We start from the raw sequence: 13,901 nt of genomic DNA, 5'->3' as shown, positions 1-13,901 counted from the left end.
ATCAGTTTCATTTTTTGTTGTGAATCAAAGAGGTCACGTCTACTTATTCATCTTCTTTGCCACTTTTGATATTTTTGATAAATTCTTCAAAAAGTTCTGTTCCGATCCCCATCTTTTTATAGTTCTCAAGAATCGATTTCAATTCCATCAGCAGATAACCGACATATAAAACATAAATCAGTCCCACACCTGCTCCACCTGGAATCAATGGTGCTAAGGGAATAAAAAACATCAACAAAACCATACTCGCCACTTTTCTTAAAATTCCATTGATTCCTACTTTACTTAAAAAATCAATATTTGGATTGATTTTTGCAGCTAAGCTGCCACTTAAAAAATCGATGATCATTGCTATGCAAATCAACGTTAAAACATAAATTGCTTTATGATCAGCGTCTACTAAAAAACGATCTAAATAAGCAAACATCTTCATAATTACCACCTTTTTTCTTTAATTATTTGTTTTTAATTACTGTACCCGTTAGTTCAAATTACATGTCTTTTCTCTTTAATAATTGAACACTTTTTAACTAGCGGTACAATGATAGTTTAGTCTATTTTAAAGCAAGCAACCTACTAAAACTCTCCCAAGAAATTGTCACTTTTCTATCAATAATTGCCCACTCTCATATGATTCTGCAAAGCGAATCATTGCTTTGTCCAGCTCCCGGTAAAATTTGCTTTCGCTCATATGATGCTTCATGTAGATTGCAATATTTGTTGTAAAGTTGCGATCCATGTATTTATCGTATAATAATTGCCGATCGTAAGCATCCAGTTGATTCATAGCATTTACTATCTTGATCAGTTCCATTTCGGCAAGCTGTTTCCGGTCAACTAATTGTTCGGTCTTGCGAGTAAATTCTGTTTCAACATTATTCAGTTCAAACGTATAGGAGGCTGTTAATTTTGGGGCATGTTTTTCGCCAGCAATTCGAACCAAGGCACGATAGGCATTTAATAAATCATGAACCTTTCTTTTTGTTTTTTTTCGATCAATTTCGGGAAATAATAGCATTGTTTATCCTCTCCTTTGTTTTCTATTGTCTATTTTCTTTCGTCCTACGCTAATACAACTTCTTCCTTTACCCTTTTGTTTAGTGAATTAGCTAATATATAATAAAATCGTTGACTAAAAATAGCATTTACGCTATTATATAAGTATAGTTAAATAAGCTCTATTCTACTGCTGTCGTTTCCTTTTTATCGAAAATGATGACTAGAATGGCTTGACTAACTATTTACTGATAAATTAGCTTATAAGAACATTTTAATAGCTTAAAAGCTAATTGTCAACTAAAAATAGCTTAAAAGCTAATGTTTTTTTCATTAAGCTTATGAAAGGTTGAAAAACATGAGTTTAACTTACAGAATTAAAGAGCTGGCTGACAAGAAAAAAGTGACTTTTGCTGAAATCGAACGAAATACAGGTATTTCAAATGGACAAATTCGCCGTTGGGATACTTCTTCTCCTAAAATAGAAAATATCCAAAAAGTAGCAGATTACTTTAACGTTTCCACGGACTACTTATTAGGAAGATCGCAAATTCCTTCTATTAAAGAGGCTGCTCAGGAAGAGAATTTATCATCCCAGATTATGTTTCGGATGAACACAGATGGTTTATCTGAAAATGAAGTGGATGAATTAAAAGATGAAGTAGATCGTTTTCTTCGTTTTAGAAGATCTGAAATCGAACGTGAGCGAGAATTAAAACAAGACGACAAGGCGTGATTAATGGATGACAGAGCAAATTGATGAATATCTTAGTTTTTCAGATAAAATAAACGATTATATCTCGGCCTTGATGGTTGCAAATAATATCGGTTATGAAAATTATGACTGTTCCTATCTTTGGGATTTCGTAAAATCTAAGGGCGTTTCAATGCGCAGTTTTCCATTTGATGGCGTCGCAAGAGATCGGATTTCTGGTATGATCGTTAAAGACTCTTTGGAGACTACGATTGGCTATAACCAAAATATGAGTGAAAAAAGAAAAAATTTCACTATCAGTCATGAAATTACTCATTATTTATTTCACATGACGGAAAATGACACGATTTTTACTGATACAGATCGTAGTCTGCAATATTCTTACAATGAAGTCTTACATGAATTCCAGGCAAATATTGGTGCTTCAGCAATTCTAATACCAGATGTTGTTTTCTTTCGTTTTTTAAAAGAAGGCTGGAATTTAGCTCAACTTTCAACTCAATTTGGTATATCTGAAAGTGCACTGTATGTTCGTTTGATTCATACGATGCAAGCTAATTTTGGTGTTTCTTATATTGCAGCTAAAACCAATGCGGATGCTATTCGGTATAAATTTGGTGGTAAAGGACAGCATGCAGCAATTGAACTGGGGACGAACTTGGAAGCACGACTGTTTCGGACAAATCGATTTATTGAAGCCTTGTGAGCCTCGTAAATAAATAAGCGTGAAACAATAATCATTTTTTCTGATTATTGTTTCACGCTTATTTTGTGCAATAAAATAAAAAAACCACCACGACCGTCGTCTGTGGTGGAAATGAAGGTTGTTATTTACTCTTGGTAGTTATTTAATCGGTTATTTAATCGGCATAGAATACCGTAAAATCAGCATTTTCGCTTTCAACAAACTTAAAATACCATTATATTCACCACGGTTTGTGGAAAAATTTGTGGAAAATTATTATAGTTATGAGTTATCTGTTTAATCTTAACGTTTTGTTTGATATACTTATTTAGAAAATTATCTTAGGAGGATTAACATGAAAAAAGTAGTTTATGGAGTTATATTAATAGCTGTATTTGGACTTACAGCGTGTGGAAATGATAAAAAAGAAACATCTTCTAGTAGTAAAGTTGAACAGTCAACTAGCTTAAGCACGAAAGAATCATCTACATCCACAAGTAGCTCAATTGTGGAAAGTAGTTCTGAAACAAGCCAAAGCGTTGCAACTCTTCAAGAAACTCAGCAACCTGAAAGTGAAGTTGCCGTTGAAGAAGCTGTTCCTAGTAGCGGAGAACAACCTGTAGAAAACAATGATCCTGTTTATGCTGAGGTTTTAAATGGAGAAGGTCCGCGACAATTTGCTGAAAGGAATGGAGTATCATTAGATAGTCTAATGCAACTAAATGGTTTTGAAGAAAATTATGGAATTGTACCCGGTCAATCACTAAGAATCAAATAAAAAAAGCACCCCAAAAGTTAGATCATAAATCTAATATGGGGTGCTTTTTTTATAATTTAGTAATTATGCTTTAAAACTTGATTTCTTTCGTACTTGATTCGATCATTTTCAATCCATAATTATCGTAATTGTATCTCACTTGATCAGTTGTTCCACCGTACCGTTTAATCAACGCGTTTGCTTCTTCAACGTGTTTGCCTGTTGGCAAGTACATACGAGTTGTTCCATTTACAAACCATATTTCATCGCGACCATTTGGTAATCTTTTAATATAAGTATACATATTATTCCCTCCATTACTTGAGTCTGGTTTATTTTGTTCAGTTGCTGGCTTCTCGGTCTGTTCACCTTTGAAGCGATAAATTGTAATCGCTGGTTGACCATTAAGATTCCAGATATAATCGTGATCATTGACTGTGATACCATTAAACCCATAATTACAATGGATAATTTGATCGCTGTCGTCAATAAAAATACCTGTGTGACCTGCAGCACCTAACGTTTGGCCACGAGTACCCCAGATAAAGATATCTCCTTTTTTTGCTGGATAGTTTCCGTTTGCATCTGGTTGGACCTGTTGCCAGCCATTGCGCTCTAAGTCGTTAAATAAAGTCTCGGTGTTGCCCATCGACCCCGCTTTTAAAAATCCGCCGGCAATCAAAGCATTATAAACGGCACTAGAACAATCGTAGCTATTAGGACCCAATCGGTTGGTCATGCTGTAGGTTACTTTTCCAAGTCGATCTGACATCCATCCAATCATTGCGCTAATATTACTCATTTTCATCATCCTTTCCGCTTTTTATGCTCTTAATAAAATTTTCAAATAACTCTGTAGCTACACCCATTTTTTTATAATTCTCAAGAATCGATTTCAATTCCATCAAGAAGTAACCGATATATAAAACATAAATCAATCCTACCCCAGCACCACCAGGGATTAATGGTGCAATTGGAATGAAGAACATTAACAACACCATGCTTGCTACCTTTCTTAAAATACCGTTGATTCCTACTTTACTTTTAAACTCGATACTAGGATTGATCTTTGCTGCGATTGTACCGCTTAAAAAATCAATGATCATTGCACCACAAATTAACGCTAAAACATAAATCGCTTTATGGTCCGCGTCACTCAAGAGACTATCCAAATACGTAAACATTTTCATAATTACCACCTTTTCTTTTTATGCAGATCGAGAGTAGCAATTGCTACCCTCGTTTTTTTAATTCTGCTTTTACTTTTTTCTGCAAATCCTTTGGTACATCTTCAATAGATTTAACATTTTTCTCAATCAAATCCGCGTATAATTTAATCATTATTTTTCGCCTCCGCTGATTGTCTCGTAAATTTCCGCAATTGCCAATTGTGTGTTCAATGTTTCTTCTGTCTGTTTTTCAACTTTATCGACGAGCTTCTCAATTTCATTATTCGCTGCTTGATTCAACTTTTCTAAAAGGTTCAATTTTGCGCTCACATCCAGAGTAAGAGCTTCCTTCCACTGATTTTCCTCATAATCAAAATATTGAGATTGAGGATTATCCAACTCTAATGGCTCGATTTCTGTATACGGGACCATTGTTTTAAAATCATCCGAAACCAGGGTATCTTTATATCCTACTGGGTATAAACTTTCGTAAATTTTTTTCATTCTAATTCCTCCTCATATTATTTTGGAAACGGGTCATTAGTGATCCAAGTGCCACTCACATACGAGCTACCATTACCAGATTTTACCTCAATTATATTTGACTTATTGATGAAGGCTCGTGCATCTGCTGGTTGATTAGCATTTCGACTGGTTGCTAAAGCTATATATTCCGGATCACTTGAATCACGTTTGTAGCCATCCGGTACTTTTAAAACCCAGCGAGTTTCAATTCCACTTGCCCAAACATCACAAGTAAAGTTAAATGCCACATGTACGAGGTTACCAATTCTAGTAAATGTTCCGTTAACTTTTGCAATATTCGTCGGGTCTGCTCGATCAGAGTCTGTAACTGCTCTTTTAAACAATCCAGCTTGAACTTGTTGACCATTAAACAACAGCCCATCTTTAAAGTTTTTAATACCTGCAATAGTTTCATTACCTGTATTTTTCATGGTTTCATCAAAGTTAGCATTTAATGAATCATGATAATCCGAATCACCTTTTTTAAATTTATACATTTAGATACCTCCTACTTTTATTTTGTATTCTAAACTCACGTAATCTAAATTGAGCACGCTCGGGGTTGTGCCATCACTGGCTGGCGCAAAAATAGTCACATAGAAACAACCGTCATCTTGCACAATCGCATTGATTTGATTGCCGCTAAAACTCCGACTATTATTGTGGATTACATCGGATTTAGTGACCTTTATGCCGCCCCATCCTTTATTGCTTGACGGTGCAGTTGATAAAGCATTGCTTGATGGTCCAGCTGCAAAACCATGTACATTGTAAGTTATATCGGTAACTATCCTTTTAACAACTTCCGTTTTCTGCGCTTGAGTGACTGCTTTGTGTAACTCGAATAATCCAGTAAAGCGGCGATCAATGTCGGTTATCAAGTCAAAGCTTGCGATTGCTTGCACTAGATTGTCTTTCGTTTTATTGGTTATTACATACAAGGCACCATCTAAATCTTTTATACGATCGATTTCGGATTGCGTTGGTTCCTCTCTTTTTACACTCGGATCTATTAAGACAGTGTCAGCAGTTCTTCGTATGATATGCGGATTTTCTTTAACACTACCCACTATTTTATTTTTAAAATCGATTGTACAAGTTTGTTCCACAAATCCGCTGATACTATCCTCCAATAGTTCCACCTGAATAACCCTATAGTCGGAAATTAAACGAAATTTTTTACTATCGATAAACACAAATTCGGGATCTATAAATTGATAATTGATTGGCACTTTAACAATCAAGCTGTACGGGTCCAAGTATTCCACATTCGATTCAACAGTCCTTACATTGCCGCCACCGATACCTGTTGGCTCCATAGCTAATGGTCTTGTTGCCATACCATAATCCCAATACAAAACTCTTAATCTTGGATAACCTCTAAAATTATGATTAATCGTCATTAGGTTGGTATCTGCTGAAAATACAGCTTCGGCATATTCAAGCCGTTCATCTACATTCTTAAACGTTCCGTAACGGTCGCTGGATCTAGCTCTTATAATTTCACTAAGTAATACGCCACCAGGGTCAATCGATTCTAAGATTTCACGTACAGATTCAAACCATACGTTAAACTCATTTTTTTTATCAGCAAAGAATTGATCCATTTCTTTCATGAGATCGTCTATTTTTTGACGATTCTCTTCTAACCATTTCTCAACTTCTTCTTGCGATTTATCCATTGCTTCTTGCAGTTTCTTAAGTAATTCTTCTAATCGTTGGATATAAGATTCTCCATCCATCAATTGTTTAATAATGGATGTTTGTACCGTGTACGTGAAATATTGAGTCGCATCTAAAAAAGTATCTTCTTTGTAGATTTCGAAGTACCCTTCTTGCCTGCCGACTTTTTGCATACAGTAATCATCCATAGTAAAACGGATAAGACCTTTCTTGGCATCAAGAATTTCAGCATTTTTTTCTACGGAGATATATGGTTCAAAATGTGTACAAAAGAATACCCTATAACCTGAAAGGTCGTAAGGTACTCCATTTTGGACTATTTTAAATTCAAATACTTCACTATTTTTGTTTCCTTGCCGTACTTTCAAAAGCCCTAAATGGTTATAAGGTTCCGTGGTACTTAATGTACCTGCCCATTTAGCCATATGATCACCTCTCTTTCTTTATTATTTTGGTGGAATAACAATGGAACTAATTTCACTTGATCCCACCCATGGACGCTCATATTTCTCTACTATTTGTCCTTTTCCAATGTTTTGTTCATATGTTAAGAATCCACCATCTTTCAAGCCACGTATAACTCCAGTATGTCCATATGTTCCGTCTACAGTAAAACCACCAATATTACCTCCGCGCTTCCAATTTATTATGGATCCTGAAACTAACTGTTTATATGATGGTTGATAAATAACTTTCCATCCAACCGCCGACCAATCATAAGAGCTACCTATGTCAGCCGCACCCGAAGTATCGCCTATAACATGACTAAGAGCATATTTTGTACCAGCTCCCAATCCGCAACCACCTAAAACACCTGAATATTCAGCCGGAACAGCATAACATTGACCATTACCAAGCCATTTACCAACTAAAGAATCTAAATGTCTGAGTCCTTCTTTTCCTGTTTCAGTTGATGGTTTCAAATCTTTAAATTTGTTGTACCATTCTTGAGCGTATCCTTGTCTCTCTGGATGAGCTGCTGCGGGACGTTCAAAGTTTCGTTCAAATGTATTCGCTGCAGCTTTCGGATCGCTCATCTGCTTAAACCCATCAACATTAGTCGGTGCTACAATCCCCAACCACTGACCGTTATACATACACCAATCAATAAGTTTTGATTGTCCGAGAATAGAAGAATGTCCATCATTGATGTTGGCTGCTTTCATTAAGTTTTTTACGTATTGGATACCGTCAAAAGTCGGACTTCCTACCAGTGGATAAGCGGAACCATCCCATTGAACTAACCCATAACCAGGGCCTACGCCACCTTGAAGGGTATCTGGGTCCATAGTATGACCTGTTTCTTGTTGGACATTTCCTAAGATTCCAGCCGCAGCAGCTTTGCTGTAGCCATTCGCTAACAGATAAGCCCATAAATCCCAAGCGAATTTATCAGCTTTGCTTGTTACTTCTGGTGGATAACCGCCTGTGCCAGTTCCTCCACCATCGCCACCGCCTTGTTGTCCAGGCACAACTTCTTTACCGTTAACAAGGAGCTTACCTACGATTTCGACATCTTGAAAGATTGCTTTAGACTTTTTACCAACTTCCCCACTAGAGAACGAAAGTGAATCACCTAAAAACATTAACTGACCACCATTTATCACAATCCCTTTATTTGTTTGATTAGATAGGCCAACAATCTTTTTAGCATCGTCTCCAACTAATAATAAAGAGTTCCCGTCAGTAATAACTGGTCCATCAATACCTGTCAAATTCGGGAATGGATTCCCTTTCGTTCCCATCGTTCCAACATGACTATTGCCGTTCCAGAATTCAAGTCCTTGTTTGGCCAATTCCATTATTTTACGTTTATTGTTGATTGCCTGTAGCGCTCCACCTTCTAAACGTAATTGATCACCATAAGCGTTGAATGAAGATTCAAATACATCTGAAATGATTTTACCAGTCCGGATAAAGTCAGCATTCAATATACCGTCAATAGTCCAAGCATTCTTGAATGGTCCTTTCCAACCAGTACGAGAAAAGCCAATACCTTGATTGTTGATAACGATCACATCTTTGGCCGTGTCTGTAGAATCTGTGTCCATAAAGTAAATTGAGTTTGGCTTATTCTTAGGATATTGGAGAATCGATCCGCCTTTTACACCGTTGATTAAATCCGTGATGTAGTCCACAAATTCACTCATGTATCCTTTCTTGGTTAAAGTTTTAATGGTCTCTTGGAAATCGTAGTTTTGCTGTTTGTAAAACGCAACTGCGATATCACCTGCTATAACTCCTTTATTTTTTTCCAGTAAACTATCATAAACAATCCCGTTCACTTTAGTATCAATATCAATGTCATAAAGTTTGTGGTACAACTTAAATGTGTCAAACAGTCCATAGTTTCTAATCTTAGCGAATTCTTTTGCCTCTTCGGAATCAGATAATTTTTCGATTTCAAGTTCAATATTTACTTTAGGCTTATCTGATCCAGGATTCAGAGTAGAAAAATAATTCTTCGCTACTTTATTCAAACTAGCCACATCTGTTACACCTTGTTCTTCAGTAAATTGAATGTATCTCGCATAAATATCTGGATAGTTATTCATATACTCACTAATAACAGGATTCCCGTATATTCGTTTTGTTTTTCCATCGTTTCCGTCCTGCAAATCAGCATAGGGCAAAACTTTAGTAACAATAGCTGTCCAGTCAAATTTAATTTTCAATCCATTTACATCTTTACCATAGCGTACAGTCCCAACATTATCTCTTCCTCTACGCTGCAATAGTGAGAACTTGAACGGCTCACGTTTCATTTCCCCACCCCAATATTGCAGTAAGGAACCTTGCTCTCCTGCGATACAGTTTAAAGCGTTGCGGACCTCAAATATAGTGCTTGATATTGTTGGAATATCTGAATACAATTTCACATCACACGGGGCATCCATTCCATCTTCAATAGCTTTCATTGCTTCTCTACCGTTAGCGGACTTTATTTCCACGTATTGCACTTGACGGTTCCCTAATTTATAGGTTCTTGATTGGGCATAAACAACTACTGTATTGGAAAAAGTGTCTTTATAAGTTTGTTTAATTTCAAATACGTGATACTCTTCTAAATCGTTCGGTTTAGCTTTAATTTGATACCCGTTCTCAAAGTATTCGGAAAAACGACTTATCGCTGGGTATTCAAGCTCTAATTCATATTTACCGTTTGCTTCTTCAGTTACATCACAACGAATTGCTTCGGATAACCGACCTAATCCATTGTGCGTAAAATCTGTCTCTCTTGGTTCGTAAATAACTGGCGTCATACCTTTGTCCACCACCTTGGTTGTATTCTTAATTCCTTCACGTTGCCAGTCCACTTAATTTTGTTTTCGCCTTTATCTAAAATAGGATAGTCTTTAAACAAGGTTTTATGGTCTAACATTTGCAATTGATTTCCTAGATATCTATATGATTCTTCAATAAACGAATCGATAAATATCTCATCTTCAACTTTTTTCAAATCATATTTGTGATCATTAATCCAAAAAGAAATATCCCCCGAACCAATAATATGAATCTTTGGTTTTGAGGGATAATTCTCCGTATTGCTTAATAGTTTTTCATTTGATCTCCAAACGGAACCTGTCCGAGACTGCTTAAATGGCCTCATGCTTACCGTAAAGTCAAATGGAATTTGTAGTCCATTCTTACGCTGTCCTGTAAAATTTGGTGGAGAAGTCACAACTGCTTGATAAATGTAATGAGGATCATAATAGACGATAAAATCGCTATAAGAACCAGTATCTAACCAATTAGAGATGTCATTTTCTAAGAAAGGAACACTCTCAAAATCACTTGCTTTTGCATAACAAGAAATAACACGCTCGACATTTTTATAGTATTTAAAATCCATTACAATCGAATCGTTACCTGGTCTTTCTCTTAGTTCAATGACACGACCAGCAGAAGGACGTTCTGGGCGATCTCTCATAAAAACAGTAAATTCTTCACTGTGTTTACCATTAATTTTGAATTGACCTCTTTTATACTCCATTGAACATCCCTCCTTGTGGCGCTATATCATTTTTCCTAACTTCTTCAATAGATTTAACTAATTTACGAGCAATCTGCATCATTTGTGATTCTGAGAGATCTCCGAAAGCTTGTAAGTTAATATTGAATGTATCTCCATCATTTACTTGTGATAAACGATCATTTTGTTGAAGTTGTGCCTTTTCGTTTTTTATCATTGGACTATCTGATTTAGTTGATACCGTTGGTAAGTCAACTGGTAAATCAGTCATCTTTCTTACAGCGCCATCTAAAGTGCTTTGTTCTTGCTCTACACCTTTAACAACACCTAACACGATATTTTTACCAATCATGTCTCGCATCCAACGTGATGGTGAGTGAATGCCTAAATTTTTCTTGATAGTATCTTTGATTGATCCAGCTACACCTTTGACAGCTTTTCCTACTTTACCAATCATCTCATTAACACCATCTATTAACCCTTGGATTATATTTTTACCAATTTCAAATAGATCGATATTTTTCATTTCATTAAAAATATTTTTAACTGCATCTATCGCATCACGAACACCTTGTTTTAAGCCTTCCCATGCTCCTTGTGCAGTTGCTACAATATTGTCTACTGTATCTTTAAAGAATTGTTTAATGCTTTCCCAAGCGTCAACAGTTGCTTGTTTCGTATTGTCCCAAGCTGATACAGCGCCATCTAAAATGGATTGCCAAGTGTTGGCGAAGAATAACTTTACCGACTCCCAGATATCTGAAGCACTTTGCTTCATATCATTCCATGTTTGCACAACACTGGTTTTCGTATCTGTCCACATTTGAGCTGCATTCTCTTTAATACCTGTCCACAAATTAGCAAAATATGTTTTTACGCCTTCCCATATTTCAACAGCGCCGTCTGATACATCCGTCCATATCTTGATAAACGAATTCTTCAATCCAAGCCAAACGTTTAACCCAGCCATTTTTGTATTTAAGAATAAATTTGAAATAATATCTGTGATTGATCCCCAGATATTCCCCGCTGCTTCTGCAATGTTATCCCAAACAGCAATCATGTTGTTCTTCGCTTCATCCCAGCCATCTGAGATTAAAGAAGTGACAAACAACACTGGTGCCATAATGACATTTTTAAGGATAGTAAAAATATTTTTAGCGATATTTACAAGGTTTCCCCATAAGTTACTAAGAAACAATCCCATATGCATGAATGCATTTCTAACGCCATAGACAAGTGGCCCAATATATTGCATAATGCCATCTACTAACCCGCTTGCTGTTGATGTTGCGCCATCCCATAGATCAGCAAACCATTGTTTCACCCCGGTCCACGTTTCTTTCACACTGTCAACAGCAGACTTGGCACCATCTACAGTGCTGTTCCATATGTTTTTTCCGAGATCTTGGATTTCTTTGAATTGATTAGAAAACCATTCCTTTGTGTTATCCCAAGCCCCTTTTACACCTTCAGCGGCATTTTTTCCGGCATCCTTCATAGCTTTCCACATATCAGAGAACCACTTCATTGTGCTGTTCCAAGCTTTTACGACAGAATCTGCAGCATTGCTGACAACTTCTTTGATACCTTCCCATGTATCTTTCATAAATTTTCGGAAACCTTCATTCGTTTTCCAAAAATAAATAAGACCTGCAACTAATCCCGCAATTAAAACAGTAATTGCGACAATTGGATTGGCAAGCATTGTAGAATTTAGTATTGCTTGAACGATAGTTACTGCTTCTGTTGCTTCCTTCCATGCGTCCATAGCATTTTTAACTTTATTGATGACCATAAGCGTTCCGATGCTCGCTGCTAATCCTACAAGTACTGGCTCATAAGGTTTTAAAGTATCATATAGCTGCTTAACCGTTTTAATTATTCCAGGTAAAGCATTAGCAAAATTAGTGAGAATCTTTTCAAATTTTTCACCTTGTTTTGCGATAATTTCGCTTATAGTACCAAATCCAGCATTTTTAAGTCCTTCATCAAACTTGGTGACTACATTAGCTACACCACGAACAATCGCTGTTTTCATGTTAGCAAGACCTGTTTTGATACCTGCTGTTGAATCTTTTGCAATTTGTTCTAATGATTTAAGACCTCCACCGCCTTCTTTGTTCAGTTTAATCAAAGAATCTTGAAATTCTGATACAGAAATTGATCCGCTAGATAAACCTTCTTTAAGTTCGCCAGCAGTAAGTCCCATTTGCTTCGCTAAGGCATTTAGCGCGGGACCTAGACCACTATTGATCATACTGTTCCATGTCTGCGCATCGACCTTACCATTAGAAAATGATTGTGATAACTGGACAATGGCGTTATCTACCATTTCAGCAGATCCACCAAAACCAAGAATCCCATTATTTAGAGCAGCGAATATTTGCTCTGACTTGCCTAGATCGTTCGTAGACGAAGCAATAAGTTGAACACCTTTAATCGCACCATCCAAAGGGGTGGGTAGACCTTGAATACTTTTCTTTAAGCTATCCATTGTTCTTGATGTTTCCCCAGCAGAAAAACCCATGTTTTCAAATACACGGTTAGCATTATTTAAGGTATCAACTCGATTAATAGCGCCGTCTATATTACTTGTGATCATTCCAATTCCTTTGGAAATGATTTTAGTTGCTCCACTAGCTAAAAAGTTGCCAGCAAATGACGTCCAAATACTGCCTAGAGAGCGACCGCCTTTTTGACTTGTGTTGTCCACTTTACCATCAAAATCACCAAGTTTTTTTACTGCTGAGTTCAATCCAGATGCAAATCCAGATTCATCTAGGATCATTTTTAATACTAAATCTTCATTATTCAAAAAAGTGTCACCCCCTAGAACATCGTATTTTCATCAAGGTACTTAATATCTTGATACTCTTTGACACCATCTCTAAAAGCAATCAGTTTCATTAGTTCGTTGAAATCAGTATTTTCTATTTCGTTAAAGGTCCAACCCATCTCAAACAATTCAACTTTTAAAGACATTTCATGATATTGTGGTGTACGAGAAAAATCAGGATGCTGCAAAAGGTCGGTTACTTTTTTTTCGTTTCTGCATAAGCGGCATCGTAGCCAACTGATACTGAAGCTAAAAGTTGTCCGGTCATTTTTAAAATTTCTCTGGCATCCATACCGTCTAAATATTCTTGACCTGTGAATTGTCCTTCGAAAATCACTTCTGCGATAAAGTCATAACATTTTCGCAAGACTGGTCGAATTTCTTCCATGTCATTGGTTTGAGTTGACTCTTCAAGTTCTACTTGTAAAGCGGTCGCATCTTCCATAACTGAACCAGGTAAAATCTCAGCAGATTTGAATTGTTTCTTTTCGTATCCACCTTTAGCTTTTTTAAAGTTCAATTTGATCGTTGTTTGTAATTTACTAGTCATTATTTTTCT

Annotated in this window: 16 protein-coding genes; 3 read left to right on the top strand and 13 right to left on the bottom strand. The window is 36.4% G+C overall.

Features of this window, described 5'->3' with window-relative positions:
- Window positions 1-43: 43 nt before the first annotated feature.
- Together A5819_RS15610 and A5819_RS15605 are read right to left on the bottom strand one after the other, a co-directional pair.
- Entirely contained in the window at window positions 44-433 is a 390-nt protein-coding gene (locus tag A5819_RS15610; protein ID WP_176271477.1) for a phage holin family protein, read from the bottom strand.
- A 165-nt stretch (window positions 434-598) separates the two neighbouring features.
- Window positions 599-1,018, bottom strand: a complete 420-nt coding sequence (locus A5819_RS15605; RefSeq protein ID WP_086281703.1) for an ArpU family phage packaging/lysis transcriptional regulator — start codon at window positions 1,016-1,018, stop codon at window positions 599-601.
- Between the two features lie 336 nt (window positions 1,019-1,354).
- Between A5819_RS15605 and A5819_RS15600 the strand changes: the two genes are divergently transcribed.
- The 3 genes from A5819_RS15600 to A5819_RS15590 all read left to right on the top strand — a co-directional run bounded on the left by A5819_RS15600 (window position 1,355) and on the right by A5819_RS15590 (window position 3,174).
- Window positions 1,355-1,732: a helix-turn-helix domain-containing protein gene (locus tag A5819_RS15600; RefSeq protein WP_086281704.1), complete on the top strand. Its 378-nt coding sequence runs from the start codon at window positions 1,355-1,357 to the stop codon at window positions 1,730-1,732.
- 7 nt (window positions 1,733-1,739) lie between these two features.
- Entirely contained in the window at window positions 1,740-2,417 is a 678-nt protein-coding gene (locus tag A5819_RS15595; RefSeq protein ID WP_086281705.1) for an ImmA/IrrE family metallo-endopeptidase, read from the top strand.
- A 334-nt stretch (window positions 2,418-2,751) separates the two neighbouring features.
- On the top strand, window positions 2,752-3,174 hold the full coding sequence (locus A5819_RS15590; protein WP_086281706.1) for a LysM peptidoglycan-binding domain-containing protein: 423 nt from the start codon (window positions 2,752-2,754) through the stop codon (window positions 3,172-3,174).
- Between the two features lie 70 nt (window positions 3,175-3,244).
- Here A5819_RS15590 and A5819_RS19935 read toward each other — a convergent pair whose 3' ends face one another.
- From A5819_RS19935 to gpG, 11 genes are read right to left on the bottom strand one after another with little or no spacing between them, the layout of a single operon-like run.
- Window positions 3,245-3,955: a peptidoglycan amidohydrolase family protein gene (locus A5819_RS19935; RefSeq protein ID WP_254907325.1), complete on the bottom strand. Its 711-nt coding sequence runs from the start codon at window positions 3,953-3,955 to the stop codon at window positions 3,245-3,247.
- The gene (locus A5819_RS15580) at window positions 3,948-4,343 is read right to left on the bottom strand and encodes a phage holin family protein (RefSeq protein ID WP_086281707.1); all 396 of its coding nucleotides are present in this window, start codon (window positions 4,341-4,343) and stop codon (window positions 3,948-3,950) included. The genes A5819_RS19935 and A5819_RS15580 overlap by 8 nt, the downstream gene beginning before the upstream one ends.
- A 43-nt stretch (window positions 4,344-4,386) precedes the next feature.
- A complete protein-coding gene (locus A5819_RS19930; protein ID WP_254907324.1) occupies window positions 4,387-4,494 on the bottom strand; it encodes a CD1375 family protein in 108 nt (35 codons plus the stop codon).
- Window positions 4,494-4,826 (bottom strand): hypothetical protein, encoded by a 333-nt coding sequence (locus A5819_RS15575; RefSeq protein WP_086281708.1) that lies wholly within the window; start codon window positions 4,824-4,826, stop codon window positions 4,494-4,496. The genes A5819_RS19930 and A5819_RS15575 overlap by 1 nt, the downstream gene beginning before the upstream one ends.
- Before the next feature lie 17 nt (window positions 4,827-4,843).
- Complete coding sequence (locus A5819_RS19020; RefSeq protein WP_139843328.1) at window positions 4,844-5,344, bottom strand: hypothetical protein; 501 nt, start codon at window positions 5,342-5,344, stop codon at window positions 4,844-4,846.
- A complete protein-coding gene (locus A5819_RS15565; protein WP_086281709.1) occupies window positions 5,345-6,955 on the bottom strand; it encodes a BppU family phage baseplate upper protein in 1,611 nt (536 codons plus the stop codon). It abuts the gene before it with no gap.
- A 21-nt stretch (window positions 6,956-6,976) separates the two neighbouring features.
- Complete coding sequence (locus A5819_RS15560; protein ID WP_086281710.1) at window positions 6,977-9,793, bottom strand: phage tail spike protein; 2,817 nt, start codon at window positions 9,791-9,793, stop codon at window positions 6,977-6,979.
- Window positions 9,790-10,524: a phage tail family protein gene (locus tag A5819_RS15555; RefSeq protein WP_086281711.1), complete on the bottom strand. Its 735-nt coding sequence runs from the start codon at window positions 10,522-10,524 to the stop codon at window positions 9,790-9,792. Before A5819_RS15555 ends, A5819_RS15560 begins: the two co-directional genes overlap by 4 nt.
- Window positions 10,514-13,294, bottom strand: a complete 2,781-nt coding sequence (locus tag A5819_RS15550) for a tape measure protein (RefSeq protein WP_086281732.1) — start codon at window positions 13,292-13,294, stop codon at window positions 10,514-10,516. The genes A5819_RS15555 and A5819_RS15550 overlap by 11 nt, the downstream gene beginning before the upstream one ends.
- Before the next feature lie 41 nt (window positions 13,295-13,335).
- Window positions 13,336-13,530: a hypothetical protein gene (locus A5819_RS15545; RefSeq protein ID WP_086281712.1), complete on the bottom strand. Its 195-nt coding sequence runs from the start codon at window positions 13,528-13,530 to the stop codon at window positions 13,336-13,338.
- An 8-nt stretch (window positions 13,531-13,538) separates the two neighbouring features.
- Entirely contained in the window at window positions 13,539-13,892 is a 354-nt protein-coding gene (gene gpG / locus A5819_RS15540) for a phage tail assembly chaperone G (protein ID WP_086281713.1), read from the bottom strand.
- Window positions 13,893-13,901: the final 9 nt, after the last annotated feature.

Origin of the sequence: Enterococcus sp. 7E2_DIV0204, assembly GCF_002140855.1 — a bacterium.
GTDB classification, from domain to species: Bacteria; Bacillota; Bacilli; order Lactobacillales; family Enterococcaceae; genus Enterococcus_L; species Enterococcus_L lemimoniae.
The sequence above is the reverse complement of the archived record's forward strand: the minus strand, read 5'-3'. Positions and strand labels throughout refer to the sequence as shown.